This is a genomic window from Pseudomonas sp. 22085 (assembly GCF_052045815.1).
In the GTDB taxonomy this organism is placed as follows: domain Bacteria; phylum Pseudomonadota; class Gammaproteobacteria; order Pseudomonadales; family Pseudomonadaceae; genus Aquipseudomonas; species Aquipseudomonas glycinae.
Map to the genome: position 1 here is coordinate 40,781 of NZ_JBQEQA010000028.1, position 23,901 is coordinate 64,681.

28 protein-coding genes are annotated in these 23,901 nt (G+C 61.5%); 13 read left to right on the forward strand and 15 right to left on the reverse strand.

Annotated elements, in window-relative coordinates:
• Positions 1-9 precede the first annotated feature (9 nt).
• A complete protein-coding gene (locus tag ACTJK7_RS26435) occupies positions 10-285 on the reverse strand; it encodes a metal/formaldehyde-sensitive transcriptional repressor (RefSeq protein ID WP_011334838.1) in 276 nt (91 codons plus the stop codon).
• A 489-nt stretch (positions 286-774) separates the two neighbouring features.
• On the opposite strand from ACTJK7_RS26435, the gene ACTJK7_RS26440 reads away from it, so the two are divergent.
• Positions 775-1,146 carry a DUF6124 family protein gene (locus ACTJK7_RS26440; protein ID WP_108562610.1) on the forward strand — a complete coding sequence of 124 codons (372 nt, stop codon included), beginning with the start codon at positions 775-777 and terminating at the stop codon, positions 1,144-1,146.
• A gap of 9 nt (positions 1,147-1,155) precedes the next feature.
• A complete protein-coding gene (locus ACTJK7_RS26445; RefSeq protein ID WP_108562612.1) occupies positions 1,156-1,437 on the forward strand; it encodes a hypothetical protein in 282 nt (93 codons plus the stop codon).
• Positions 1,438-1,522: 85 nt separating this feature from the next.
• Here ACTJK7_RS26445 and ACTJK7_RS26450 read toward each other — a convergent pair whose 3' ends face one another.
• Entirely contained in the window at positions 1,523-1,861 is a 339-nt protein-coding gene (locus ACTJK7_RS26450) for an FKBP-type peptidyl-prolyl cis-trans isomerase (RefSeq protein ID WP_007952931.1), read from the reverse strand.
• Positions 1,862-2,002: 141 nt separating this feature from the next.
• Here ACTJK7_RS26450 and ACTJK7_RS26455 point away from each other — a divergent pair, with 141 nt between their 5' ends.
• On the forward strand, positions 2,003-3,079 hold the full coding sequence (locus ACTJK7_RS26455; RefSeq protein ID WP_108562614.1) for a sensor domain-containing diguanylate cyclase: 1,077 nt from the start codon (positions 2,003-2,005) through the stop codon (positions 3,077-3,079).
• Between the two features lie 3 nt (positions 3,080-3,082).
• On the opposite strand, the gene ACTJK7_RS26460 is transcribed toward ACTJK7_RS26455, so the two are convergent.
• Both ACTJK7_RS26460 and ACTJK7_RS26465 read right to left on the reverse strand, forming a co-directional pair.
• Positions 3,083-3,547, reverse strand: coding sequence for a hypothetical protein (locus ACTJK7_RS26460; RefSeq protein ID WP_108562616.1), 465 nt, complete (start codon positions 3,545-3,547; stop codon positions 3,083-3,085).
• Positions 3,548-3,647: 100 nt separating this feature from the next.
• Positions 3,648-3,956, reverse strand: a complete 309-nt coding sequence (locus ACTJK7_RS26465) for an RcnB family protein (protein ID WP_064597595.1) — start codon at positions 3,954-3,956, stop codon at positions 3,648-3,650.
• Between the two features lie 417 nt (positions 3,957-4,373).
• Between ACTJK7_RS26465 and ACTJK7_RS26470 the strand changes: the two genes are divergently transcribed.
• Both ACTJK7_RS26470 and ACTJK7_RS26475 read left to right on the forward strand, forming a co-directional pair.
• Positions 4,374-5,666, forward strand: a complete 1,293-nt coding sequence (locus ACTJK7_RS26470; protein WP_108562618.1) for an MFS transporter — start codon at positions 4,374-4,376, stop codon at positions 5,664-5,666.
• A 10-nt stretch (positions 5,667-5,676) separates the two neighbouring features.
• Positions 5,677-6,447: a substrate-binding domain-containing protein gene (locus tag ACTJK7_RS26475; protein ID WP_085746042.1), complete on the forward strand. Its 771-nt coding sequence runs from the start codon at positions 5,677-5,679 to the stop codon at positions 6,445-6,447.
• Here the strand turns inward: ACTJK7_RS26475 and ACTJK7_RS26480 are convergent.
• Positions 6,437-7,351, reverse strand: coding sequence for a LysR family transcriptional regulator (locus ACTJK7_RS26480; protein ID WP_108562620.1), 915 nt, complete (start codon positions 7,349-7,351; stop codon positions 6,437-6,439). The two genes, ACTJK7_RS26475 and ACTJK7_RS26480, sit on opposite strands and share 11 nt — an antisense overlap.
• 164 nt (positions 7,352-7,515) lie before the next feature.
• On the opposite strand from ACTJK7_RS26480, the gene ACTJK7_RS26485 reads away from it, so the two are divergent.
• Positions 7,516-9,324 (forward strand): monovalent cation:proton antiporter-2 (CPA2) family protein, encoded by a 1,809-nt coding sequence (locus ACTJK7_RS26485; protein WP_064380587.1) that lies wholly within the window; start codon positions 7,516-7,518, stop codon positions 9,322-9,324.
• A 153-nt stretch (positions 9,325-9,477) separates the two neighbouring features.
• Here the strand turns inward: ACTJK7_RS26485 and hcnC are convergent, their stop codons facing one another.
• The 3 genes from hcnC to hcnA are packed head-to-tail and all read right to left on the reverse strand — an operon-like array spanning position 9,478 to position 12,450.
• Positions 9,478-10,737, reverse strand: a complete 1,260-nt coding sequence (gene hcnC / locus ACTJK7_RS26490) for a cyanide-forming glycine dehydrogenase subunit HcnC (RefSeq protein ID WP_108562622.1) — start codon at positions 10,735-10,737, stop codon at positions 9,478-9,480.
• Positions 10,730-12,139, reverse strand: coding sequence for a cyanide-forming glycine dehydrogenase subunit HcnB (gene hcnB / locus ACTJK7_RS26495; RefSeq protein WP_064380590.1), 1,410 nt, complete (start codon positions 12,137-12,139; stop codon positions 10,730-10,732). The genes hcnC and hcnB overlap by 8 nt, the downstream gene beginning before the upstream one ends.
• Positions 12,136-12,450 carry a cyanide-forming glycine dehydrogenase subunit HcnA gene (hcnA, locus tag ACTJK7_RS26500; protein ID WP_108563701.1) on the reverse strand — a complete coding sequence of 105 codons (315 nt, stop codon included), beginning with the start codon at positions 12,448-12,450 and terminating at the stop codon, positions 12,136-12,138. The genes hcnB and hcnA overlap by 4 nt, the downstream gene beginning before the upstream one ends.
• Before the next feature lie 215 nt (positions 12,451-12,665).
• Here hcnA and ACTJK7_RS26505 point away from each other — a divergent pair, with 215 nt between their 5' ends.
• The gene (locus ACTJK7_RS26505; RefSeq protein WP_108562624.1) at positions 12,666-12,860 is read left to right on the forward strand and encodes a hypothetical protein; all 195 of its coding nucleotides are present in this window, start codon (positions 12,666-12,668) and stop codon (positions 12,858-12,860) included.
• Here the strand turns inward: ACTJK7_RS26505 and ACTJK7_RS26510 are convergent.
• Positions 12,857-13,795: a hypothetical protein gene (locus ACTJK7_RS26510; protein ID WP_108562626.1), complete on the reverse strand. Its 939-nt coding sequence runs from the start codon at positions 13,793-13,795 to the stop codon at positions 12,857-12,859. The two genes, ACTJK7_RS26505 and ACTJK7_RS26510, sit on opposite strands and share 4 nt — an antisense overlap.
• Positions 13,796-14,092: 297 nt before the next feature.
• Between ACTJK7_RS26510 and ACTJK7_RS26515 the strand changes: the two genes are divergently transcribed.
• Both ACTJK7_RS26515 and ACTJK7_RS26520 read left to right on the forward strand, forming a co-directional pair.
• Positions 14,093-14,776: a response regulator transcription factor gene (locus ACTJK7_RS26515; RefSeq protein WP_007952956.1), complete on the forward strand. Its 684-nt coding sequence runs from the start codon at positions 14,093-14,095 to the stop codon at positions 14,774-14,776.
• A complete protein-coding gene (locus ACTJK7_RS26520) occupies positions 14,754-16,148 on the forward strand; it encodes a sensor histidine kinase (RefSeq protein ID WP_108562628.1) in 1,395 nt (464 codons plus the stop codon). Before ACTJK7_RS26515 ends, ACTJK7_RS26520 begins: the two co-directional genes overlap by 23 nt.
• Positions 16,149-16,274: 126 nt before the next feature.
• On the opposite strand, the gene ACTJK7_RS26525 is transcribed toward ACTJK7_RS26520, so the two are convergent.
• The 3 genes from ACTJK7_RS26525 to ACTJK7_RS26535 are packed head-to-tail and all read right to left on the reverse strand — an operon-like array spanning position 16,275 to position 18,527.
• Entirely contained in the window at positions 16,275-16,685 is a 411-nt protein-coding gene (locus tag ACTJK7_RS26525) for an SRPBCC family protein (RefSeq protein ID WP_108562631.1), read from the reverse strand.
• 25 nt (positions 16,686-16,710) lie between these two features.
• Entirely contained in the window at positions 16,711-17,508 is a 798-nt protein-coding gene (locus tag ACTJK7_RS26530; protein ID WP_007952959.1) for an SDR family NAD(P)-dependent oxidoreductase, read from the reverse strand.
• Positions 17,505-18,527: an aldo/keto reductase gene (locus ACTJK7_RS26535; RefSeq protein ID WP_108562633.1), complete on the reverse strand. Its 1,023-nt coding sequence runs from the start codon at positions 18,525-18,527 to the stop codon at positions 17,505-17,507. Before ACTJK7_RS26535 ends, ACTJK7_RS26530 begins: the two co-directional genes overlap by 4 nt.
• Before the next feature lie 112 nt (positions 18,528-18,639).
• Between ACTJK7_RS26535 and ACTJK7_RS26540 the strand changes: the two genes are divergently transcribed.
• Both ACTJK7_RS26540 and ACTJK7_RS26545 read left to right on the forward strand, forming a co-directional pair.
• Positions 18,640-19,536 (forward strand): LysR substrate-binding domain-containing protein, encoded by an 897-nt coding sequence (locus tag ACTJK7_RS26540; RefSeq protein WP_064380605.1) that lies wholly within the window; start codon positions 18,640-18,642, stop codon positions 19,534-19,536.
• Between the two features lie 99 nt (positions 19,537-19,635).
• The gene (locus ACTJK7_RS26545) at positions 19,636-20,295 is read left to right on the forward strand and encodes a methyltransferase family protein (RefSeq protein ID WP_064380607.1); all 660 of its coding nucleotides are present in this window, start codon (positions 19,636-19,638) and stop codon (positions 20,293-20,295) included.
• On the opposite strand, the gene ACTJK7_RS26550 is transcribed toward ACTJK7_RS26545, so the two are convergent.
• Positions 20,289-20,957 (reverse strand): HAD family hydrolase, encoded by a 669-nt coding sequence (locus ACTJK7_RS26550; RefSeq protein ID WP_108562635.1) that lies wholly within the window; start codon positions 20,955-20,957, stop codon positions 20,289-20,291. The two genes, ACTJK7_RS26545 and ACTJK7_RS26550, sit on opposite strands and share 7 nt — an antisense overlap.
• A 63-nt stretch (positions 20,958-21,020) precedes the next feature.
• A complete protein-coding gene (locus tag ACTJK7_RS26555) occupies positions 21,021-21,434 on the reverse strand; it encodes a response regulator (RefSeq protein WP_011334891.1) in 414 nt (137 codons plus the stop codon).
• Between the two features lie 188 nt (positions 21,435-21,622).
• Here ACTJK7_RS26555 and ACTJK7_RS26560 point away from each other — a divergent pair, with 188 nt between their 5' ends.
• Complete coding sequence (locus tag ACTJK7_RS26560) at positions 21,623-22,564, forward strand: class I SAM-dependent methyltransferase (RefSeq protein ID WP_440780916.1); 942 nt, start codon at positions 21,623-21,625, stop codon at positions 22,562-22,564.
• Between the two features lie 14 nt (positions 22,565-22,578).
• Here ACTJK7_RS26560 and ACTJK7_RS26565 read toward each other — a convergent pair whose 3' ends face one another.
• Positions 22,579-23,163 (reverse strand): NAD(P)H-dependent oxidoreductase, encoded by a 585-nt coding sequence (locus tag ACTJK7_RS26565; RefSeq protein ID WP_108562639.1) that lies wholly within the window; start codon positions 23,161-23,163, stop codon positions 22,579-22,581.
• A 100-nt stretch (positions 23,164-23,263) separates the two neighbouring features.
• Here ACTJK7_RS26565 and ACTJK7_RS26570 point away from each other — a divergent pair, with 100 nt between their 5' ends.
• Positions 23,264-23,896 (forward strand): TetR/AcrR family transcriptional regulator, encoded by a 633-nt coding sequence (locus ACTJK7_RS26570; protein WP_108562641.1) that lies wholly within the window; start codon positions 23,264-23,266, stop codon positions 23,894-23,896.
• Positions 23,897-23,901 lie beyond the last annotated feature (5 nt).

Sequence of the window (23,901 nt, forward strand, 5' to 3'; positions counted from 1 at the left end):
TGTCGGCGCTCACTTGGAATATCGGCGGATGGCCAGCAGCAACTCTTCCACGCCCTGGGCGCGGGCTTCGTCGCTGAGGTCGGGACGGGCGACATGCTCGCGGGCGTGGGCCTCGATGAACTGCTCCATCAAGCCATTGACCGCGCCGCGAATCGCCGCCATCAGGTGCAACGTCTTGGCACAATCGGCCTCGGATTCCAGCGCTTTTTCAACAGCCTGAACCTGCCCGGCAATGCGCCGAACCCGGTTGAGCAACTCGCCTTTGTGTTCGTGCGTGTGTGACATACCTATACCCCCTACCCCTATATAGCGAGCATGGTCGCTGTTCCGATCGGAAGGGGCAAGGCCTGTTTGGGATTGGAGGACAAACGGATGACTTCAGCCTACGCATACCCCTGTGGGAGCGAGCTTGCTCGCGATGGCGGACTGAAAAATGACGCATCATTTTGCCCCCATCCGAGAGGCTACATCGCCTTGCGCCTTTGCCTACAACTACGCCAGAATCCGCCGGCTTGTGCGGTTTTGAGGGCGTCGGTAACTTGGTTCGCGTCACTGAATGGTCAGTGATCGGGTTTAGTCGCTCGATGATTTCTCAAAACTTTACATGTGCTCCAGACAGTCAGGTGACCTTCATCTGCACTCTATGGCGGCTGTGTGCAGGGCACCCTCGGGTGCGCCGGTTTTGGGAAGTCGCCGGTCGACTAACCTGCGTACAGCTGCCACCTTTTCGTTTAGTCGCGAGGTGGTGTCGGCATCACTTTGAGGCTTTCCCGAATGTTCAAATACGTCCCCGATCCACCCGAAACAGACAAACCCAACGAATCCGATCCGGCCTCGCCCTACGCCTCCGCCGATTCCAGAAAACTCCACGAAGCCGCCGAGCGCGCCCTCGACCATTACCTGAAACCCACCGCCCCGAAACAACACTGCCCCGGCCGCATGTTCCTGGTCGCCCCCGACCTGGATCAGCATGCCCTGCTGGCCCACGCCTGCGAATCGATGACTTCGGCCAGTGTGATGCTCAGCGACTTCGCCGCGCTGCTTGACCCGCCCTACCGCAGCACTGTGCTGGGCATCGCCCAAGTGGTGATGTGTGGAGAACTGGCTGTGAACCGGGCGCTGGACACTCTCGATGCCACGACCTGAGGAACACCCATGGAAAGCAAATCCGATGCACACATCATCGCCGCCCTGATCTCCATCGGCCTCAACGAGAAAGACAGCCAATGGGCCCAGAAAGCCTGTCTGCTACTGCTCGAGAGCGAACGGAAATCCATCGTCAGCGCCGCCCTCACCGCCCTCGTCCAGATTGCCCGCGACCATGGCGAACTGGACCGCAGCCGCCTGCTGCCGGCACTCACCAGCGTAAAGCGCCGATTCCCAAGCCTGACCGGCACGATTGCCGCGACGCTGGATGAGATGGCGATGGCTGCGTAACACCTGGGGTACAAGGCAAGAAAAAACCCGCTGTCTCCGTGAAGGGAGGCAGCGGGTTTTTATGACTTCAGCAATGAAACGGTCATCAATCCTCCCGCGTCAAAACCTCAAGCAACTCAATTTCGAACACCAGATTCGAATTCGGCGGAATCTTGCCCATCGTCCGTTCGCCGTAACCCAGATGCGCCGGCACCAGCAGTTTGCGCTTGCCGCCAACCTGCATCCCCATGATCCCCTGATCCCAACCCTTGATCACCCGGCCCGTGCCGATCACGCACTGAAACGGCTTGCCCCGGCTCCAGGACGAATCAAATTCGGTGCCGTCTTCCAGCCAACCGGTGTATTGGGTGGTGATCAACGCGCCTTTGACGGCGGCTTTTCCGTCGCCGGGCTGAAGATCGATTATCTGCAGTTCATCATTCATAACATTCACTCTATTGTTCCGCTGGCCGCCGTTTTCCCAGAAATACCGGTCATTGGCAACCGTTTGACCCTACGTCGGCCGTGATGGATGATGGCCACCCGCTACCAATCCTGATCGATACGCCATGACAGCGACGCTTGAATGACTCAACTCTGGATCAGCTTCGCCATTGTCGTTGTGCTGTTGGTCGTGATCGCCGTTCTGATCCGCCGAGTGCGCGCGCTTCGTCAGCAACTCGCCGAGTATCGCGAACTGCTCACCCGCGCCGCCGAGGGCCAGAACATCCGTCAGGATGGCGACGCCGACCGCTTCAAGCGCAGCCAGTATTTTGCGCGGATCGGCACTTGGGATTGGGAAGTCGACACGGATCGACTCTATTGGTCCGACGCAATATTCGGCATGTTCGGCTTCAAGATCGGCGAAGTGACGCCCTCCTACGCGCTGTTCTGTTCCTGCGTACACCCCGATGACCGCGCCAGGGTGCGCGCGGGGGAATTGCGATGCCTGGAGACCGGCGAAAACCACGACGAGGAGTACCGCGTGGTCTGGCCCGACGGCACGATTCGCTGGCTGCGGGAAACCGGTAACGTGGTGCGCAACGATCACGACGCGGTGATCAAGATGATGGGCGTGGTGCGCGACATCACCGAAGAAAAGGCCTCGGCCAGCTACCTCCAGCACCTCGCTCATTTCGACCCGTTGACCGGCCTGCCCAACCGCCTGGTGCTGGAAGAACGGCTATCGGAAGCACTGGAACATGCGCGCGTGACCGAGACGCGGGTAGCGTTGGTGTTTATCGATCTCAACGGCTTCAAAGCGATCAACGACCGCTACGGTCACGCCGCCGGCGACCGCGTTCTGATCACCACCGCCACGCGCCTGAAACGCATCCTGCGGGTCAGCGACACCGTCGCGCGCATCGGCGGCGATGAATTCGTGGTCATCCTGCAAGGCCTCGCCCCCGGTCTGAACCTGCAGGACGAAGCGCGCAGCATCTGCCAGAAAATCTTCATCGAACTGTCCCCGCCAATCCCCATCGGCAATGAACAACGCCACATCGGCACCAGCCTCGGCGTCGCCGTCTTCCCCGACCACGCACCGACCATGGACCGGTTGCTGCACATTGCGGATCTGGCGATGTACGAGGCCAAGCGCAGTGGGAACAATCAGTATCGGTTGGGCGGCGGGCAGACGCTGAGTCATGGCCGGGCTGATTGAATTTCAGCGCTCGGGCGTACCGAATACAACGCCATTGAAGGTATGCGTGCAGCATTGGCAGTAGGGCGTCATGTCTTCGGCTTTCAGGGCGGGATTGACGATTTGCAGGCGCTTCTGTTCATCGACATACAGGCCATTGAAGTAACTCGATTCACCGAGCCGCACTATTTCTTCCCGGTCACTTTCAAGCACAGCGACCATCCAGAACACCGGCTCTTGCCGATCCAGCCGCGACACCGCTTCACTGAAAATCTCGTCCCAATCACCGCCGACTCGCGACAGCAAAAAGCGAAACAAGGGCGTGTAATCGAAGCCACGGTGCTGGATCCCATGCATCGAGCCGCGAGTAGCCTCGCTGTTGATTTCAGCCTTGGTATTTCGCTGATGCCGGTAATGTCCGCCGGAATTGTTGCGACGGACGTTATGGGTGGTCGTATTTTCTTTGCGGTAAAGAGGTTTCTTCTCCAACCTATTGCTCCTGACATCCAGTCACTCGAAACGCCCCTCGCGTTTTACCGGAACGGCGCTCGAATGCAATCAACCGTCCATGGCCAATTGTTGCTTGAGGTCAGCGCTCCACCGGCTGAATCGCCACAATCGTCCCGTTGGTAATCATCACCATCACGTATTTGTCATTGATCTGCACCCACTGCGCCTGCGGTTCCGGCTGCTTGAGGCCTTTCTGTTTCCAGTTTTTGATGGCTTTTTCGCTGCGCTGGTAAATGTCCGGGGCGCGGTCGTTGACGTTCAGTTCGCGGTTGCCGGTCGGTGATTGTTCGACAGTGTCGTTCGAGGTTTGCGCCGCTTGAACGAGTGGGCTGATCCCGGCGATGCCGGCGACGAGGGCCAGGCTGGCAATTAGGGTCTTGTTGTTCATCGGTGAACCTCCTTCAGATGTGTGATACCTGAACTCCGACTGCGAGGTTCGGGAATCATTCCTTGTATTTTTTTGCCCGGATTGTCTGGGAGATTGTAGTCGCCGACCAGTCCGCCATCGCTGGCAAGCCAGCTCCCACAATGGTTGTGGTGTTTACAGATTCGCTGAGCACACCATCAAAACTGTGGGAGCTGGCTTGCCAGCGATAGGGCCGGCACATTCAAAACTTGCACTGTCTGACACACCATCACTTGCCTGCGAGCCCCCCACAAAGCCCCCGATTAATCCGGCATACGCATCAATCCATGCCAACAATGCAATTAACAAATCGATCCCTGCGCGCCACTATCCGCCCCAATAAGAACCGTGCGCCGCCTCCCCGTCGCGCACGTCATAAAAGCGGTGGAGTACTTTTCTATGACAGCCTCAATCCCACACGGCGGCTCGCGGGCCGGCGCCATTTTCCGGGTGACCTCGGGTAACTTCCTCGAACAGTTCGACTTCTTTCTGTTCGGCTTCTACGCCACGCAGATCGCGGCGGTGTTCTTTCCGGCGAGCAGTGAGTTCGCGTCCCTGATGATGACTTTCGCAGTGTTCGGCGCAGGCTTTTTGATGCGTCCGCTGGGGGCCATCGTGCTCGGCGCGTACATCGATGACGTCGGTCGGCGCAAAGGTTTGATCGTGACGCTGTCGATCATGGCCAGCGGCACGATATTGATTGTGCTGGTGCCCGGATACGAAACCATCGGCCTGTTTGCCCCGGCGCTGGTGTTGATCGGAAGGCTGTTGCAAGGTTTCTCCGCCGGTGCGGAACTGGGCGGAGTTTCGGTGTATCTCTCCGAAATCGCCACGCCCGGTCGCAAAGGCTTTTTCACCGCCTGGCAGTCGGCCAGTCAGCAGGTGGCCATCGTCGTCGCCGCTGCGCTGGGTTATGGCTTGAACCAATGGATGGCGCCGGAAGCGGTCGCCGATTGGGGCTGGCGTATTCCGTTTTTCGTCGGCTGCATGATCGTTCCGTTCATCTTCTTTCTGCGACGCAATCTGGCGGAAACCGAAGAGTTCGCCGCTCGCAAACATCGTCCAAGCATGAAGGAAGTGTTCCGCACCCTCGGTCAGAACTGGGGCGTGGTGCTGGGCGGGATGCTGATGGTTGCCCTGACTACCACTGCGTTCTACCTGATCACCGTGTACGCACCGACCTTCGGCAAAACCGTGCTGCACCTGAGCACATCCGATGCGTTGCTGGTGACGTTGCTGGTGGGCGTTTCCAACTTCTTCTGGCTGCCGATTGGCGGTGCATTGTCCGATCGCGTCGGCCGCCGTCCAGTGCTGATCGCCATGGCGCTGCTGGCGCTGGCCACCACGTATCCAGCGCTGTCGTACCTGGTGCAGGCGCCGAGCTTCAGTCACATGCTGCTGTCGCTGTTGTGGCTGTCGTTTATCTACGGCCTGTACAACGGCGCGATGATTCCCGCGCTGACCGAGATCATGCCGGTGGAAGTGCGGGTGGCCGGTTTCTCCCTGGCCTATAGCCTCGCCACTGCCGTGTTCGGCGGATTCACTCCAGCGATGTCGACCTTCCTGATTGAGTACACCGGCGACAAAGCCGCACCGGGTTACTGGATGAGCATCGGCGCACTGTGTGCATTGTGCGCGACGCTTTATCTGTATCGCCGGGCCGGCGGTCGTCTGCAACCTATTACTGCCTGAGAACATCACCATGAAAAAACTGTTTACCGTTACCGCCCTGCTCGCCGGTCTTGCGTTCAACGTTGCGGCCCAGGCCGAAGAACTGCGGGTCATGACCTCCGGCGGTTTCACCGCCGCCTACAAGATCCTCGGGCCGAAATTCGCCGCCGCGACCGGCAACACGCTGGACACCCAGCTCGGTCCGTCGATGGGCAAGGCGCCGGAGGCAATCCCCAATCGCCTCGCCCGTGGTGAAAAGGCCGACGTAGTGATCATGGTCGGCTATGCCCTCGATGATCTGATCAAGCAAGGCAAGGTCGACCCGGCTTCGCGTGTGGAGCTGGCGGATTCGCGGATCGGCCTGGTGGTGCGCGAAGGCGCGCCGAAACCGGACATCAGCAACGTCGACGCCCTGAAGAAAACCCTGTTGGATGCAAAATCGGTGGCCTACTCCGACAGCGCCAGCGGCGTGTACATCGAGCAGCAATTGTTCAAGAAGCTGGGGATCGAAGATCAGCTGAAACCGAAGGCGAAGATGATCCCGAAAATCCCGGTCGGCTCGGTGGTCGCCACCGGCGACTATCAACTGGGCTTCCAGCAGGTCAGCGAATTGCTGCCGGTGCCGGGGGTGAGTTTTGTAGCGAAGATTCCGGAGTCGGTGCAGTCGGTGACCCGATTTGCAGCGGGCATTCCAGTGGGTGCGCAGCATCCGCAGGAAGCCAAGGCGTTGCTCGCTTATCTCGCCGCACCCGCCGCCCAGCCTGACGTGCAGGCCACCGGTCTGGATTCGGTCAAGCGCTGACCGTCGGCGGCTGGACTTTCATTTCCACCACCAGCCGCTCCAGCTCCAGTGCCGCCGGGGTCAGCGTACGACCCCGGCGTTTGATGATGCCGACGCTGCGCATCACTTGCGGATCGGTCAGCGGCACCCGCGTCAGGATCGGATGATCCGCCGCCGGCATCGCCATCAACGGCACCGCTGCCACCCCCAACCCCGCTTCCACCAGACCGATCATGGTCGTCACATGCCGCGTCTCGCAGATGCTCGGGCGCTGCGGTACCACTTTGGCCAGCGCCTGATCGAGCAAAAAACGATTGCCGGAAGTCTTGTCCAGCGAGATGTAATCCTGCCGGTAGAACTCGTCCCAGGTCACGCTCCTGCGCCCGGCCAGCGGATGATCGCGGCGACAGGCGACTACGTAGCTTTCCTGCACCAGCGGTTCGAAATCCACGCCCGCCTCCTGGGTGCCCATGAAACTCAGACCGAAATCCGCCTCGCCGTTGACCACTGCGCTCAGCACGTCGTGGGCGCTGGAATCGAGGACTTTGACTTTGATTCGCGGGAACTGCTGGTGATAACGGGCGACGACGCTCGGCATGAAGTAGTACGCCGCCGACGGCACGCAAGCGACGGTCACGTGGCCCTGCCGATTCGAGGCGACCTCACTGATGCCGAGCAACGCGACGTCCAGATCGTCGAGCAAGCGTTCGACGCTGGGCATGAAACCGCGTCCGGCCTGGGTCAGGCTGACCTTGCGCGTGGTGCGCTCGAACAGCTTCACGCCGAGAGCGTCTTCGAGCTTTTCGATGCGCCGGCTCAGGGCCGGTTGCGACAGGCGCACGGTGTCGGCGGCCTTGCGGAAACTGCCCTGCTCGACCACGGCGCGAAAGGCTTGCAGGTCGTTGAGGTCGAAGTTGATGGCCATGAAAGACTCGAAGGAATTGATTCGTTGAGGTTATAAATGTAACCAATTGATGCAAATTATTACAGAAGCACATCTGCTCAAGCAGGCGCTGCGCTGGATCTGTAATCATTTCAGCCTTTATTCTTGTCGCCCCCCCGCCGTACCGCGTTACTGGAGTTCCGCTCATGCCCCATGAAGGCAATCTGTTACAAGCCGCCGTCGTCTTTCTCTTCGCCGCCGTGCTCACCGTTCCCCTGGCCAAGCGTCTGCAACTGGGCGCGGTGCTCGGTTATCTGTTTGCCGGGGTGATCATCGGCCCGTCGGTGCTCGGCCTGATCGGCAATCCGCAAAGTGTCAGCCATATTTCGGAACTGGGCGTGGTGCTGCTGTTGTTCATCATCGGTTTGGAGCTGTCGCCGCGACGTTTGTGGGTGATGCGCAAATCGGTGTTCGGCGTGGGGCTGGCGCAGGTGTTGCTGACCGGTTCCGTCATCGGTGTGCTGGCACTGTCGGTGTTTGGCCAGCCGTTGAACAGCGCGATTGTTCTGGGCCTCGGTCTGGCGCTGTCGTCTACCGCGTTCGGCCTGCAAAGCCTTGCCGAGCGCAAGGAACTGACCAGCCCCCACGGGCGGCTGGCGTTTGCGATTCTGCTGTTTCAGGACATCGCCGCGATCCCGCTGATCGCGCTGGTGCCGATGCTCGCGGGGGTCGATCACCACACCAGCACTGCCGACGACGTGCGCCACAGTTTGCAGGTGCTCGGCGGCATCGCGGTGGTGGTGATCGGCGGACGTTATCTGCTGCGTCCGGTGTTCCGCATCGTGGCGAAAACCGGTCTGCCGGAAGTCTCCACCGCCACTGCGTTGCTGGTGGTGATCGGCACCGCATGGCTGATGGACATGGTCGGTGTGTCGATGGCGCTGGGCGCATTTCTCGCCGGGTTGCTGCTGGCGGATTCGGAATATCGCCATGAGCTGGAAGCGCAGATCGAGCCGTTCAAGGGCCTGTTGCTGGGGCTGTTTTTCATCAGCGTCGGCATGGGCGCCAACCTCAGTCTGCTGCTCAGCGCGCCGATCACGGTGCTGGGGCTGACGCTGCTGCTGATCGCCCTGAAGTTGCCGTTGCTGTTTGTGGTCGGGCGCCTCGCCGGTGGATTGAACAAGGTCAGCGCGATTCGCCTCGGCATCGTGCTGGCGGCGGGCGGTGAATTTGCGTTTGTGGTGTTCAAGATCGGTCGCGATCAGGGCCTGTTCGAACCGCGTCTGTACGATCTGCTGGTGCTGACCATCACCCTGTCGATGGCGGTGACGCCGCTGTTACTGTTGGTCTGCGCACGACTGGTCAGCCCGAAGGTGCAGCCGGTGGAAGTGCCGGAGAAATTCCGCCAGATCGAGACCGAATCGCCACGGGTGGTGATTGCCGGTATGGGTCGGATGGGTCAGATCGTGGCGCGGATTCTGCGGGCGCAGAACATCAAGTTCGTGGCGCTGGACACCTCGGTGGAAACCATCGAACTGTCGCGCAGTTTCGGTGGCGTGCCGGTGTTCTACGGTGACCCGATGCGTCCGGAAATCCTCAGTGCGGCCAAGGTCGGTGAAGCGGAGTACTTCGTGATTGCCACGGATGATCCGGAAACCAACATCAAGACCGCCGAGATCGTGCGCAAGCTCTACCCAGACATGAAGATCATCGCCCGGGCGCGTAACCGGCAGCATGTTCATCGGTTGGTGGATGTGGGGGCCGATCCGATTCGGGAAACCTATTACTCCAGTCTGGAAATGAGCCGCCGTACGCTGGTTGGCCTCGGCTTGACCCAGGCCCAGGCCGATGCGCGGATCAAGCGCTTCAAGCACCATGACGAACAGGTACTCGAGGCTCAACACGCGGTGTACGACGACGCGGCCAAAGTGCTGCAGACCGCCCAGGAAGCGCGGGCGGAACTGGCCCGGTTGTTCGAGTCGGATCAACTGGAAGAACAATCGGGCAAGTCCTGAGCCCCCGCACACTGCGCGCGCCGACCGCCTGACCCTGATCGTTCCCACGCTCTGCGTGGGAATGCAGCCCGGGACGCTCCGCGTCCCTTCCAGAGCTGGAACGCGGAGCGTCCCTTGAGGCATTCCCACGCGGAGCGTGGGAACGATCACAAGTCAGGCCATCTCCAGCGCCCGTTTTTCCTGCACAGGCGCCACTTCAAACCGGTCCGCCAGAAACGGCGTGATGTCCAGCGGCAACGGTTCATCGTTGACCAGTTTGTCCAGCAACACCCCGGTGATCGCCGAAGTCAGTACCCCGGTGCGGAAATGCCCGCAGGCGTTGAGATACCCCTCTACCCCGGCCATCGGCCCGAGAATCGGCAACTCGTCCGGCGAGCCCGGCCGCAATCCGGCCCAGGTACGCTTGAGGTTGATGTCCGCCAATTCCGGCAAGCAACGGACGGCGCCCTGCACCAGCCCGGCGATTTCCGGCCAGGTGGTGGTGACGTCGAAGCCCTTGTCCTCGGTGGTGCTGCCGATCAGGATTTCGCCGTTGTCCTTCTGCGCCATGTAGCAATCGCTGGTGGTCAGGCAGCCGTTGAGGATTTTCGGCAGACGTTCGGTCAGCAGGATCTGGCCTTTCACCGGTTTCACCGGAATACGGATGCCCGTGGCCCACTCGCTCAAGTCCGCTGCCCAGGCGCCGGCAGCGTTGATCAGGGTCTTGCAGTGGAACACCCCGGCTTCAGTCGTCTGCACCCCGGTCACCCGCGTGCCGTGATGCAGCACGCCGGTGATGTTGGTGTTGACATACATGTCCACGCCATTCTGTCGGGCGCCTTCGGTGTAGGCGTCGGCCAGGCGGAACGGGCTGACCTGATGATCGCAGAGGAATTCCAGCGCCCCGCGTGCCTCGTGGCTGACGCTCGGCTCGGACTCGCGCAACGCCGCCTGATCCAGCCAGCGCACTTGATCGGCCAGATGCGGAATGCAGCCGACGATGTGCTCGGCGTACAACCGGTCCTCATCGTCATAGATCACGAATTTGAGCCCGGTCTTTTCGAACTTGAAATCCATCCCGTGATTGTCCTTCAGCTCGCGATGCAACGCCGGGTACAGCGCATTGGATTGCAAAGCGAAATCGAAGAACGACGGCGGCAGAATGTGAGGCGTGCTGGCGTCCACCGCCACCGCCGCGCCCTGGGTTTCGCGCTTGCGGTTGGCCGACATCATGCGGAAGAAAATCACCCCGCAGCCCAGCCCCACCGACTCGCCAATCGCCCATAAGCCACCGGCCGAGGCGCGGGTCGCGTTGCCCGGACGCTTGGCGTCGATCAGCGCAACCTTGAGGCCTTTGCGTTTGGACAACTGATAGGCGATGGACGCGCCGATCACACCGCCGCCGGCGATGACCACATCGTAGAACTTACTCATGGGAAACGGCCTCCGTGCCGAGGGACTGGAACGCGGAAAAAGGAATCGGATCGATCGGGAAACGCGGGCGCAGCCAGCCGACATCCTTGCGCCCGGTGGCCTGACGCAAGCGGTCGCTGCAATAGCCGACGCACATCCGCCCCTGACAGTCGCCCATACTTACGCGGGTGCGCATTTTCAGGCTGGCGATGTCTTGCACGCCCTGCTCCAGCGCCCGGTCGATGTCGGCGCGGGTCGCGTGTTCGCAGCGGCAGATCACCGTGTCGGCGGCTGGCAATGCGGTTTGCCCGACGCCGCGTTCGGTGTAGCGATCCACCGCAGCGCGGAAACGTACGATAGCTTTGAGTTTGCCCAGGTAACGGTCGCGACGGACGCGCGCCAGCTCTTCTTCCAGCACGCCGCGTTGCAGCAGGATCGAGGTTGCCGCGATCTTGCCGGCGAGCATCGCCGCTTCACCACCACGAATCCCGCCCATGTCACCGGCCAGATGCACGTGGGGCTCGCTGCTTTGCTGCCAGATGTTGGCGTTGGCGCGCAGGTAACCGTCGTCGCTGAAGCCGTGATCCAGGCCCATTTGCTGACTCAGTTGCGTGCGCGGGATAAAGCCGTAACCGACCGCGAGGGTCTTCGCTTCGAAGCGTTCGACGCGGCTCATGTCCGGCTCCCACGTTGCCGAGTACGGCGCCACGCTGACGCTTTTCAGTTCGCCGTCGCCGTGCGCTTCGACCACGCCCCAGCCGTAGTTCATCGGGATGCCATGCAATTTCAGATAGGCGAGCATGCTCAAGCCATCGAGGAACAGCTGCGGCTTGTTCAGCAGCGCCAGGCTTTCCTTGGCGATCTTGCCGAATGCGCAAGCCTCGTAGACCCCCGCCACACTCACGCCCGACGCGTGCAACTGGGTCGCCACCAGCGGCAACAGCGGCCCGGTGCCGGCGATCACCACCGGCCCCTGCGGTTTGACCACCCCGCTTTTGATCTGCAATTGCAGGCCACCGAGCATGATCACGCCGGGCAGCGTCCAGCCTGGAAACGGCACGCTGCGTTCGTGGCAACCGGCGGCCAGCAGCAACTGCGGGTATTCGATTTCGTGCAGACGCTCGTCGCCGTCCAGCACCACCAGCGAGCGCGTGCCTTCAGCGCCGACCACGCGATGGTTGAGGCGCACGTCGATCAGCCCGGACTGCTCCTGGAAATCACCGTGCAATTTGCCCAACGCCTCGGAATAGCGCGGCCCCAGATAATCCAGCTGCACGCCGTCACGCAGCGGCCCGCGATAGACCACGCCACCCAGGCGCGAAGCTTCTTCGAGCAAGGTGCAGCGCACCCCGTGCAGGGCCAGCTCGATGGCCGCCGCCATTCCCGCCGGGCCACCCCCTACGATCACCGGATTCTGGCTCATAGCACCTCCTGCCCGTGAATGCGGTTGACCTGGGTCTCGATCAGCATGCCGTCGCGCACCACGGTCTGGCAGGCACGCCGCTTGTGCCGGCCGTTGATTTTCACCAGGCAGCACTGGCACACGCCCATGCCGCAATAGGCGCCGCTGATCTGGTTGTGATCGTTGCGCGCGACCTGGCGCACGCCGAGGGACTGAATGACGCTGAGCACGGTTTCGCCAATAGCGGCAGTGACCGGCTGGCCGTTGATGTGGACAGTCATATCCGCCTGCGCCAAAGGCTGGATATCGAAGGTTCTTTCTAGGCAGTGCATTGCGATGATCATCCGTGAAAAGTTCAGGTGAGGTTGAAACAGCTCCTTGCTGCACTACACCTCGCCGGCTCGTGGGGGTTATCGCTCTCTATCGGGCCGGCAGGCGGGTTTTGTTCGCGCAGCAGAGTGCGCGCAAGCAATGTAGTCGATCCAGCGGCAAGGGCCTGGAAATTTCACGTTAGGGGATATTGCGTTAACGGATATTGATCCAGGCCATGGAAATGACTGTACGGTTCTGCGCCTTCGGCCCCGCGCAGAAAGCAAAAAGCCGCTTCAACCCGAAGGTGGAAGCGGCCAAGGCATGTGCCTCAAGGAATCAGTGCACGAACAGGGCGATCAGGATGATGATCGGGATGGGTACGCCGAGGAAAAACAGCAGTAGTGAGCGCATGGTGATTCTCCTTGATTAACGGACTGGCGGCAGCGTGGTCGTGGTGTAGGTTTCGACTTCGACGTACTCGACCGCATCCCGACGGCGACCGCCGAAAGTGGCCGAGAGGCTGGCGAAAAACGCACCGGCCAACAGTGCGATGAACATCCACAGCGTGGTCCAGGCAGCGACTTTGGCGGCGGTGTCGGCGGCTTGTTGCGCTTTCACTTTGGCGTCGGCAATTGCCTTTTGGGTGCGGGCGTAGATTTCATCAACCCGACGTTCGGCATCGGCCTGGGTCAGGTTGGTACGCTGAGCGACCAGTTGCGCGAGGTAGGTCCGGTCTTCGGCGCTGAGCTGACCGTTGGCCAGGCTCTGGGCGAAGATCCGGGTCACGGTGCCACGGGCGGCGTCATCGCTGACGGCGGCGGGACGATCGTCGCGGAACAGGCTGTCGACGAAGTAGCCGTACTGGTCACTGTCGGTGTTGCCGGCCGCCGTGCCGGCCGCTTGCGTCATGGCACCGGCAGCGCCGCCGACAACACTCGCACCGGCCTGCACGCCACCGCTGACGATGCTGCTGACCGAGCCGACCACCAGCGTTGCGGTGACCAGAGTCGCTACACACCAGGAGAGAAAGCCATGAGCGGTGTCGCGGAAATACACCTCGTCACCGTGCATGTTGGCCCACTTCACTCGCAAGCGACCAGCGATGTAGCCGCCGAGCCCCGAAGCGATGATTTGCGTGGCCGCCAGCCAGATAATGGTGGAAATGCCCAGGCCCTTGGCGCTGACGCCCTCCCCGGCCCACGGTGAAACGGCGGAGAAGCCCAGACCGAAGCCCAGCAGCACGAGAATCAGCGACAGTGCCGCCGCAGCGGCAGCCCCTGCGAAGATCGCGCCCCAGGACACCCCCGAGACGTTGCTCGACTCTCCTTCGTAGGCAGGATAAAACCCATCAGAGGATCTATTCATTGTTGTAGTGCTCCAAGCATGAAAAATGGTGTTACAACTCGTCATCAGAGGAATTGCAGTGACCGTGCCAGTCGCCAACATTAAATAAATCGTTTGGATTCAATCAGTTAAAAACTCTGAACTTCCCAGGACCATGCAATTTGCAACAACGGCTCGATAACAGCGGGTTTTATGCATTGGCACAAAAGCCCGGTCGTAGCGTTTGTATCCGCTAAAACATGAAAGTTAATTTAAAGCGCCCGCGTAAAATCTTGGCAAAATGCTGCCATTGCGTTTGAACAGACCAGCAGGCCCACCATGACTCGCATCCTCACCATCGAAGACGACGCCGTGACCGCCCGGGAAATTGTCGCCGAACTGAGCAGCCACGGCCTCGACGTGGACTGGGTCGACAACGGCCGTGAAGGCCTGGACCGTGCCGTCAGCGGCAACTACGACCTGATCACCCTCGACCGCATGCTGCCGGAGCTCGACGGTCTGGCCATCGTCACCACGCTGCGGACCATGGGCGTGGCGACGCCGATCCTGATGATCAGCGCGCTCTCCGACGTCGACGAGCGTGTGCGTGGCTTGCGCGCCGGCGGCGATGACTACCTGACCAAACCGTTCGCCACCGATGAAATGGCCGCCCGAGTCGAAGTTTTGCTGCGTCGGCAGAACAGCAACGGCGCCCAGCCGACCACGTTGCAGGTGGCGGATCTGCAACTCGATCTGATCAGCCACGAAGCCCGGCGCGCCGAGCAGGTGCTGACATTGTTGCCGACCGAGTACAAATTGCTGGAATTCCTGATGCGCAACAGCGGCCAGATCCTGTCGCGGATGATGATTTTCGAGGAAGTCTGGGGCTATCACTTCGACCCCGGCACCAACCTGATCGACGTGCACATCGGCCGCCTGCGCAAGAAGATCGACCCTCCGGGCAATGTCCCGCTGATCCGCACGGTGCGAGGCTCGGGTTATGTCATTGCCGAACCCGTCTGACGGTTGGCGTTCTTCCAGCAGCCGACTGCTGGCGCTGTACAGTTCATTGTTCGTGGCCTGGAGCGCGATCCTCATGGGGGTCATGTACTTCGAGGTCTCCGGTTACCTCGACAACCTGGCCAAGCATTCGCTGATGCAACGTCAGCACCTGTTTTCGCACTTTCGCGGTGATCAGCTGGAAGACGCGCTCGCCGCCAGCATGACCTTCGACATTCGCGGCATCGACGCCTATGGGTTGTTTGACGCTCAGCATCGCTACCTCGGCGGCGCGTTGCAGAAGATTCCTGAAGGCCTGCCGCTGGACGGCAAGATCCACATGCTCAGCGAATGCGCCGACTCCGACGACCCGACCCTGCCCGCCGACAGCTGCGACGCGGTCGCCACTCCGACCCGCGACGGCCGTTGGCTGGTGTTGTTGCGTGACAACGGTTCACTGTTCGCGGTGACCAGGATCATTCTGCATGCGTTGTTCTGGGGCGTGTCGCTGACGATTGTGCCGGGGATTATCGGCTGGCACTTGCTGCGTCGTCGGCCGCTGCGGCGGATCCGGGCGATCCAGGCCAGCGCCCAGTCGATTGTCGCCGGCGACCTGACCCACCGTTTGCCGCTGTCCAATCGTCGCGATGAACTGGACATGCTCGCCGCCATCGTCAACGCCATGCTTGATCGCATCGAGCGCTTGATGAACGAAGTCAAAGGTGTGTGCGACAACATCGCCCATGACTTGCGCACCCCGCTGACCCGTTTGCGCGCGCAGTTGTATCGCATGCAGCAACAGGCTGGCGAAGGCTCGCCGGAAGCGGCGCAACTGGATCTGGTGCTGGCCGAGGCCGATACGCTGATGGCGCGGTTCCGCGGTTTATTGAGGATTTCCGAACTGGAGGATCGTCAGCGGCGCTCGGGTTTTGTCGAGCTTGATCCGGTGTTGTTGCTGCAGGAACTGCACGAGTTCTATCTGCCGCTGGCCGAAGACGACGAGCTGCGTTTCGAGCTGAACATGCCGGAAACCCTACCCATGCTGAACGGTGATCGAGCGCTGCTGTTTGAAGCGCTGGCGAACCTGTTGAGCAATTCGATCAAGTTCACCCCAGCCGGTGGCACGGTGGTGTTGCGCGGGGTCAATGATGCGGGGCATACGCGGATCGAAGTGCAGGACTCCGGGCCCGGCATTCCCGAGACCGAACGGGAGGCGGTGTTCCAGCGTTTCTACCGTGCCGAGGGCGGGCAACTGCAGAATGGTTTTGGTCTGGGGCTGTCGATCGTCGCAGCGATCGTCAATCTGCACGGGTTCAGCCTTGAGGTGGGACGCAGCGATCTGGGCGGGGCGAAGCTGGTGCTGGATTGTCGGCAGAGCCTGATTTCACAATCTTGAGATAGATCGTTCCCACGCTCTGCGTGGGAATGCCTAAAGGGACGCTCCGCGTTCCAGCTCTGGAAGGGACGCGGAGCGTCCCGGGCTGCATTCCCACGCGGAGCGTGGGAACGATCATCAACAAACTCAGGCGGGGTAGTTGGCGCGCAGCGCCTCAAGCCCACCCTGATAGATCCCGCTGAACAGCGCCACCACTTCCTCCTCGCTCACGCCCTTGGCCGTGAAGCGTCCCGACCACGTCACCTTCGCGCCCTGCCCTTGGGCTTCGACACGAATCGTCGCCAGATAATCGGTGGCCGGAAACGGTGCCTGCTCGATCGAATAACTGTACGTCTTGCCCGCGTTATCGAACGTCTCCAGACGCTCGACCACCACCCCGCCGTCAGCGGTTTGCAGGGTGCGCACACGCCCGCCTTCACTCAGTTCGCTATTGGGAATGAAGGGCAGCCAGTCCGGCAGGCTGTTGAAGCCGCCAATCAATTGCCAGACCTGTTCGGCCGAAGCCGGGATGTCGATGGTTGCTGATGCAGTTGCCATAAATAAAAAGTCTCTCTCGATAAATTCAGATAGTCAGGCTGTCGACCACGCCGCCGTCGACCCGCAACGCGGCGCCAGTGGTAGCTGAAGACAGCGGTGAAGCGATGTAGGTGACCAGGTGCGCGACCTCTTCGACATCCGCCACGCGCTGGATGATCGAGCTCGGACGGGCCCGGCGCACAAAGGCGTCGGCTTCGTCACGCAGGCTGCGGCCAGACTCGGCGGCAGCATCCTTGAGCATTTCCTCGACACCGTCAGTGAAGGTCGGCCCCGGCAGAATCGCGTTGACCGTAACCCCGGTGCCCGCCAGGCGTTTGGCCAGGCCATGGGACACCGCGAGGTTGGCGCTTTTGGTCACGCCATAGTTGATCATGTCGGCCGGGGTGGCCACGCCGGATTCCGAAGACAGGAAGATCACCCGGCCCCAGCCCTGCTCGACCATCGCCGGCACGTAATGCCGCGACAGGCGCACGCCGGAGATCACGTTGATTTCATAGAAGCGCGTCCACTCATCGTCCGGCGCGTCGAAGAAATCCACGGCGTTGTAGATGCCGAGGTTGTTCACCAGGATGTCGGCTTTCGGTTCGGCGGCGAACAGTTTCTGCGCGCCTTCGGCCGTGCCCAGATCCGCCGTCAGACCGCGCAGTTGCGCGCCCGGCACCTTGTCGCGAATACTTGCCAGCGCCTGTTCGACCTTGGCCGCGTCGCGACCGATCACCACCACCGTGGCGCCCGCCTCGGCCAGCGACTGGCTGATGCCCAAACCGATGCCCGCCGTGCTGCCGCTGACAATCGCCAGTTTTCCGCTCAGATCGATCTTCATGCTTTCACCTCGTCGATGGGTAATGGTGCACGTTCGGACACCAGTTTCGCTTCACGCATGGCCTGCCAGAAACCGGCCGGAATGACCGCCGACAGCGCCGCCACATCTTCAGCGATGCGCCCCGGTTTGCTCGCGCCGGGAATCACGGCCGCCACGGCCGGATTGGCCAGCGAGAATTGTAGTGCAGCCGCTTTGACATCGACGCCGTGAGCTGCGGCGATGCGTTTGATCTGCTCGACCCTGGCAACGATTTCAGGACTGGCTTTCTGGTATTCGAAGTGCGCGCCGCCGGCCAGGATCCCCGAGCTGTAGGGACCGCCGACCACGATTTCTACGTTCTGCGCCCGCGCCGAATCCATCAAACGCTGCAAGGCGCGGTCGTGGTCGAGCAAGGTGTAGCGGCCGGCCAACAGGAAGCCGTCAGGCTGCGCCTCGGTCAGGTCCAGCGTCAACTCGCACGGTTCGACCTTGTTCACGCCCAGGCCCCAACCCTTGATCACGCCTTCTTCACGCAGACGCGTCAGGACTTTGAAGGCGCCGGTACGGGCCTGATTGAAGTACTCGAGCCATTGATCGCCGTAGAAATCCTGAGCGATATCGTGGACCCAGACGATGTCGAGGCGATCGGTTTTCAGACGCTTGAGGCTGTCTTCGATCGAACGCAGCGTTGCGTCGGCGCTGTAGTCGTTGACGATCTTGTTCGGGCGGCCGTGTTCGAACACCCCGCTTTTCTCGCCCAGATCCCGGGTGGCGGCGTCTTCGACTTCATCGAGAATCACCCGGCCGACCTTGGTGCTGAGCACATAGTCGTCGCGCTTGTAGCGGGACAGTGCTTCGCCGAGGCGGATTTCCGAGAGGCCCGAACCGTAGAACGGCGCGGTGTCGAAGTAACGCACGCCGGCATCCCATGCCGCGTGCACGGTGGCTTGCGCTTCCTCTTCAGGAATGGCGCGGAACATGTTGCCCAGCGGCGCGGTGCCGAAGCCGAGTTGGCCGGGGAGTTTGTCTTTCAAGCTCATGATGCTGTCCTCGTAGTTCGTGGTCGGTGTTGACCGTTGAGCAGATCGTAGATTGCGCCACTCAGACCGTCCAAGACATAATCCGTAGCACTTGAGTCCCTGAAGGTCTGACATGATCGACATCCGCCAATTGCGCTACTTCGTCGCCGTCGCCGAGGAAGAACACGTCGGCCGCGCCGCCGAGCGCCTGCACATTTCCCAGTCGCCCCTCAGCCGGCAGATCGCCCAGCTCGAAGAACGCCTGGGCCTGACCCTGTTCGAACGCAGCCAGCAGCGCATCCGCCTGACCCGCGACGGCCAGACCTTTCTCGCCGAAACCCGCGCCCTGCTGACCCACGCCAACCGCTTGGAATCCCTCGGCAAACGCCTGGGCCGTGGCGAAGAAGGTGGCCTGTGCATCGGCTACATCGAGAACGCGATGCACGCCGGGGTCTTGCCCAATGCCTTGCGCGTGCTGCGGGTCGACCGGCCGAACGTGCATGTCGCGCTGTACAACCTCAGCTCCGCCGAACAACTCGAAGGCCTGCGTCAGCGTAGTCTCGATATCGCACTGGTCAGCGAACCACCGACGACCGACGATCCGGATCTACTGGGCTTTCAAGTGCTGGACGACCCGATGCTGTTGGCGCTGCCCGAACATCACCCGTTGGCGACGCAGGCTTCGCTGACCCCGGACCATCTGGCCGATCAGGAATGGATTGGCGTGCAACCGCGCCAAGGGGCCGACGATGAGTTCGTCAGCGCCTGCATCCGCGCAGGTTTCACGCCGGATGTGCGGATGCAGGCCACCGAGCCGTTTACCGCGTTGGGGTTGGTCGCCTCGGGACTGGGGATCGCGATGATCCAGAAAGGCCTGAGCCATAACGCCCCGCCGGGCGTGGTGCTGCGGGAGGTGCCGTGGCTGGCGTTTACCACGCCGTTGTGGGCGGCTTGGCACCGAGTCAATTTACGGCCGTTGGTGGAGACGTTTCGTAAAGTGTTGACCGGGTCCGATATCTCCGGCGCCTGAAAATCCGCTGGCCGTTGATCCTCCATACGCCGTTGCCACCGGCTAAACGCCGGGGATCGTGCCGGGATCTACACTGAACGGAACAGCTGTGAGGTGCCTATGAAAATGTCTGCGCAAATGACCGTTGTCGCCGTGCTCGCCACCCTCGCCTACCTGGGCCTGGCGATGTGGGGCATCGGTGGCGTGGCGGTGTTTTTTTCTCATGGCGCGTTGGTCGTGGTGGCCCTGGCCACGCTGGCCATGGTGGTGGCGTCGCTGTTCACGGAAGTGAATCTGAGTACCGGCGAACGCGAGGACCGGGCCAATCGCTGGGTGATTCCGGCGTTCGCGGTCATTGGATTGGTCAGTGCCTTTCTGCCGGCCTACTGCGACCGCATCGGTTTCTGGACCATCGGCCGCGAAGGCACCCGTTGGCTGGGAGCCCTGCTTTTTATTGTCGGCGGTGGATTACGTTTGTGGCCGGTGTTTGTGCTGGGTCATCGGTTCAGCGGGCTGGTGGCGATTCAACCGGGGCACCGGTTGGTGACCGAGGGCATTTATCGGCATCTGCGCAACCCCAGTTATCTGGGGCTGGTGATCAATGCGATCGGCTGGGCGCTGGCGTTCCGCTCGGTGGTCGGCCTGTTGCTGGCGGCGCTGACGCTGATTCCGCTGATCGCCCGCATCCACTCCGAAGAGGCCCTGCTGCGCACGCAGTTCGGCGCCGAATACGACGCCTATTGCGCCCGCAGCTGGCGCTTGTTGCCCGGGGTTTATTGAGGTTGCAGGCGCAGCTGGCCGTCGCTGTCGACGCTCAGCGCGATGTCGCGGTAACTGGCGATGGTCGCGTGGGCGGTTTCAAGCGGATGCTGGTGAGTCGTGGTGATGATCATCAACGGCGCACCCGCGGCTTCAGCGGCCTGGATACCGACGGTGGCGTCTTCGAAAATCAGGCAGTTCGCCGGCTTCAGGCCCAGACGTCTGGCCGCCAGACGATAACCGGCCGGATCCGGTTTGCCAGCGGTCACATCTTCAGCGGTCACCATCACCGCCGGCTCCGGAATCCCCGCCGCCGCCATCCGCCGCAACGCCAGATCCCGTGGCGCCGAGGTCACCATGGCCCAGCGATCCGCCGGCAACGACTTGAGAAACGCAGCCGCGCCGGGGATCTCGACGATGCCTTCGACGTCTTCGATTTCCGCCTTGGTGATGAACGCCGCTTGCGCCTCGGCGTCCACGCCCGGCAGGTTCAACCGCGTGATGGTGTCGATGGCGCGCACGCCATGGATGGTCGGCAGGAACGTTTCGACATTCACCCCGTGGCGCACGGCCCAAGCGGACCAGATCCGCTCGGCGGCGGCGATGGAGTTGAGGACGGTGCCGTCCATGTCGAACAGGAACGCGCCGAACGCGCGGTTGAAAACAGCATCGTGAGCAGACAAAAGATCACTTCCTCGCAAGGGGCCGGGCAACGATGCACGGCAATGTAGCACCTGCAGGACGCTTCAGTGCAGACGCGGCGCCTTGGATTTGAACGCACCGTCAACACAGTCGAGCAACTGGCCGATGGCCCACGGCTTCTTGATGAACGCCACCGGATGCTTCACGCCTGAGGTTTCCGGTGTTTCATAACCGGACATGACCATCACCGGTTTGTCCGGCCAGCGCTCGCCGACCAGATTGGCCAGGTCCGCGCCGTTAAGCGTGCCGGGCATGGTGATGTCGGTGAGCAGCAGCGCCACTTCCGGCGCATGCTCCTCCAGATAGACCGAAGCCGCATCGGCGCTGGTCTGCGGCTCGACCTTGAAACCTTCCTCCTGAAGAATTTCGCACAGAAACTCCAGAATCAACGGATCGTCCTCGACTACCAGAATCAATCCGCCAGGAAGGTGCGCGCTCGACGTCGAAATTGGACACATGAACTGGCACTCCCTGAATTGCATGAACGATTTAGCGGCTTGAGTCCGCTGCTTATCAGGTATGAGCAGCACCTTCTACAGAAATTCATTTTTGATACAGGTCTTTTCGATAACACTCGGTTGATGGGCAGTCGCCGATACGAAATTGCGGTTAAAATGCGCGCCCTTTTGCTGGCCGATCCCGATTGATGAACCCTCAAGCCCTCGCCGTTCTCCATGCCCACCTGCTCACCGCGCTGACGTCGGCCCCGGCCGAAACCCGGCGGCTGTTCCATGGGCGCGGGCGTTGCTGGCCGGGACTGGAGCAAGTCACCGTGGACTGGCTGCAAGGCGTCGTGCTGGTGTCGCTGTTCAAGGAGCCCGAGGCTTCGCAGCTGGAAGACCTCAAGCGCCTGCTGCTGGAGATCAGCGGTTCAGCGCCATGGCAGCAGTCCGGCGCCCACACCCTGCTGATTCAGCACCGTTACCTGCCGCAGAGCACTGCCGAATGGCTGCTGGGGGAAGAGATCGATGAGATGACCATCGTCGAGGGCGGGCTGAAATACCGCGTGGATCTGGGCCGCAAGCAGAACGCCGGGCTGTTCCTCGACATGCGCTACGGGCGCAACTGGGTGCGCGAACAAGCGGCGGGCAAACGGGTGCTGAACCTGTTCGCCTACACCTGCGGTTTTTCGGTGGCGGCTATCGAGGGCGGCGCCAGCCATGTGGTCAACCTCGACATGTCCCGCGCCGCGCTGAGCCGGGGCCGCGACAATCACCGGCTGAACAGGCACGACCTGAGCAAGGTAAGTTTTCTCGGCCACGACCTGTTCAAATCCTGGGGCAAGGTCATCAACAGCGGCCCGTACGATCTGGTGATCATCGACCCGCCGTCGTTCCAGAAAGGCAGTTTTCTGCTGACCAAGGATTACCAGCGCGTACTGCGTCGTCTGCCGGAATTGCTGACTGCCCAAGGCAGCGTGCTGGCGTGCATGAACGACCCTTCGTTCGGTTCGGACTTCCTGATCGACGGCGTGACCCAGGAAGCGCCGAGCCTGCGCTTCGAGCAGCGGCTGGAAAACCCGCCGGAGTTTCCGGATATCGACCCTGAGAGTGGTCTGAAGGCGCTAGTCTTCAAGCGCACTGAATAACTTTCTCGCCGGTTTCAGCGGAACAGTCCGAGGCCAATTTCGCGCGCCGCCCGCAACTGCATCGCCGGATCGCTCGACTCGGACTCCACCAATAACGCCGAGCTCGTCACCGTCGCCCCGCAGTAATCGAAAATGCCGTGATCGATCTGTATCTTCATCGCTGCGCCGTAGCCGTGGCGTTCGTAAGTGCGCGCATCCGCTCCACCGAGTGCAACCAGGTGCGCGCGAAGTCGTCCGAGCTTCTTCAGGGTCTTATCGCCGTCGAAATCGTACGCCCAGCCATTGCTGAACACCCGGTCGATCCAGCCTTTGAGCATTGCCGGCATCGACCACCAGAACACCGGATAGACCAGCACCAGCGCGTCAGCACGGTCGATGCGTGCCTGCTCGGCCAGCACGTCCGCCGGTGGCGCGGATTCGCGGTGATGCACCGCCCAGTCGGCCACACCAAAGCGCGGATCGAATGCCTCGGCGTGCAGGTCGGCGATTTCGAAGGTGTTGGAGGGATCGCTTTCCGACAGGCCTTTGGCGATCTGTTGCGCCAACCCGTGGGTCAGCGAACGTGGATCATCGTGATCAACAACAATCAGTGCGTGCATGGGGAAATCTCCGGTTGGTGATTGCTGACCAAGAGCTTATCCTCTCGATAAGCTACACTTGGTAAGTTACCTTCAGTAAGTTACGTTTGGTATATAAGCAATGTCAACCACTGAAATCTCCGAACCCGCACAACCCCGTCGACGCCTGTCCCGGGAAGATCGCCAGCGCCAGTTGCTCGACATGGCCTGGCAGCTGATTCGCGAGGAAGGCACCGATGCCCTGACCCTCGGTTATCTGGCGGAAAAGGCCGGTGTGACCAAACCGGTGGTCTACGACCACTTCACCACCCGCGCCGGTCTGCTCGCGGCGCTGTATCAGGATTTCGACCGGCGCCAGACGGCCCTGATGGACGCGGCGCTGGCCAATGCCGAAGCGACTTTGACCGGCACCGCGACGGTGATTGCCACGGCGTATGTCGATTGCGTGCTGACTCAGGGCAACGAGATTCCGGGGGTAATTGCGGCTCTGGCGAGCACGCCGGAACTGGAGAAGATCAAGCGCGAATACGAGGCGATTTTCCTGGAGAAGTGCCGCCGCGTGCTCTCGCCTTTCGCTGACGGCGCAGAGATCGGTCAGGCAGGATTACGTGCCATGCTCGGCGCCGCCGAAGCCCTGTCGCAAGCCGCCGCCACCAACGAAATCAGCGCCGAACAGGCCCGTGACGAGCTGTTCGCCACCATCATTGCGATGGTCGAAAGAGCCGCTGCCCGCGCCCTCAAAGCAGGTGACTGACGGTA

Coding starts and splice junctions, on each gene's coding strand:
- ACTJK7_RS26435 (WP_011334838.1), bottom strand. CDS start 285: ATGTCACACACGCACGAACACAAAGGCGAGTTGCTCAACCGGGTTCGG.
- ACTJK7_RS26440 (WP_108562610.1), top strand. CDS start 775: ATGTTCAAATACGTCCCCGATCCACCCGAAACAGACAAACCCAACGAA.
- ACTJK7_RS26445 (WP_108562612.1), top strand. CDS start 1,156: ATGGAAAGCAAATCCGATGCACACATCATCGCCGCCCTGATCTCCATC.
- ACTJK7_RS26450 (WP_007952931.1), bottom strand. CDS start 1,861: ATGAATGATGAACTGCAGATAATCGATCTTCAGCCCGGCGACGGAAAA.
- ACTJK7_RS26455 (WP_108562614.1), top strand. CDS start 2,003: ATGACTCAACTCTGGATCAGCTTCGCCATTGTCGTTGTGCTGTTGGTC.
- ACTJK7_RS26465 (WP_064597595.1), bottom strand. CDS start 3,956: ATGAACAACAAGACCCTAATTGCCAGCCTGGCCCTCGTCGCCGGCATC.
- ACTJK7_RS26470 (WP_108562618.1), top strand. CDS start 4,374: ATGACAGCCTCAATCCCACACGGCGGCTCGCGGGCCGGCGCCATTTTC.
- ACTJK7_RS26475 (WP_085746042.1), top strand. CDS start 5,677: ATGAAAAAACTGTTTACCGTTACCGCCCTGCTCGCCGGTCTTGCGTTC.
- ACTJK7_RS26480 (WP_108562620.1), bottom strand. CDS start 7,351: ATGGCCATCAACTTCGACCTCAACGACCTGCAAGCCTTTCGCGCCGTG.
- ACTJK7_RS26485 (WP_064380587.1), top strand. CDS start 7,516: ATGCCCCATGAAGGCAATCTGTTACAAGCCGCCGTCGTCTTTCTCTTC.
- hcnC (WP_108562622.1), bottom strand. CDS start 10,737: ATGAGTAAGTTCTACGATGTGGTCATCGCCGGCGGCGGTGTGATCGGC.
- hcnB (WP_064380590.1), bottom strand. CDS start 12,139: ATGAGCCAGAATCCGGTGATCGTAGGGGGTGGCCCGGCGGGAATGGCG.
- hcnA (WP_108563701.1), bottom strand. CDS start 12,450: ATGCACTGCCTAGAAAGAACCTTCGATATCCAGCCTTTGGCGCAGGCG.
- ACTJK7_RS26505 (WP_108562624.1), top strand. CDS start 12,666: ATGGAAATGACTGTACGGTTCTGCGCCTTCGGCCCCGCGCAGAAAGCA.
- ACTJK7_RS26510 (WP_108562626.1), bottom strand. CDS start 13,795: ATGAATAGATCCTCTGATGGGTTTTATCCTGCCTACGAAGGAGAGTCG.
- ACTJK7_RS26515 (WP_007952956.1), top strand. CDS start 14,093: ATGACTCGCATCCTCACCATCGAAGACGACGCCGTGACCGCCCGGGAA.
- ACTJK7_RS26520 (WP_108562628.1), top strand. CDS start 14,754: ATGTCATTGCCGAACCCGTCTGACGGTTGGCGTTCTTCCAGCAGCCGA.
- ACTJK7_RS26525 (WP_108562631.1), bottom strand. CDS start 16,685: ATGGCAACTGCATCAGCAACCATCGACATCCCGGCTTCGGCCGAACAG.
- ACTJK7_RS26530 (WP_007952959.1), bottom strand. CDS start 17,508: ATGAAGATCGATCTGAGCGGAAAACTGGCGATTGTCAGCGGCAGCACG.
- ACTJK7_RS26535 (WP_108562633.1), bottom strand. CDS start 18,527: ATGAGCTTGAAAGACAAACTCCCCGGCCAACTCGGCTTCGGCACCGCG.
- ACTJK7_RS26540 (WP_064380605.1), top strand. CDS start 18,640: ATGATCGACATCCGCCAATTGCGCTACTTCGTCGCCGTCGCCGAGGAA.
- ACTJK7_RS26545 (WP_064380607.1), top strand. CDS start 19,636: ATGAAAATGTCTGCGCAAATGACCGTTGTCGCCGTGCTCGCCACCCTC.
- ACTJK7_RS26555 (WP_011334891.1), bottom strand. CDS start 21,434: ATGTGTCCAATTTCGACGTCGAGCGCGCACCTTCCTGGCGGATTGATT.
- ACTJK7_RS26560 (WP_440780916.1), top strand. CDS start 21,623: ATGAACCCTCAAGCCCTCGCCGTTCTCCATGCCCACCTGCTCACCGCG.
- ACTJK7_RS26565 (WP_108562639.1), bottom strand. CDS start 23,163: ATGCACGCACTGATTGTTGTTGATCACGATGATCCACGTTCGCTGACC.
- ACTJK7_RS26570 (WP_108562641.1), top strand. CDS start 23,264: ATGTCAACCACTGAAATCTCCGAACCCGCACAACCCCGTCGACGCCTG.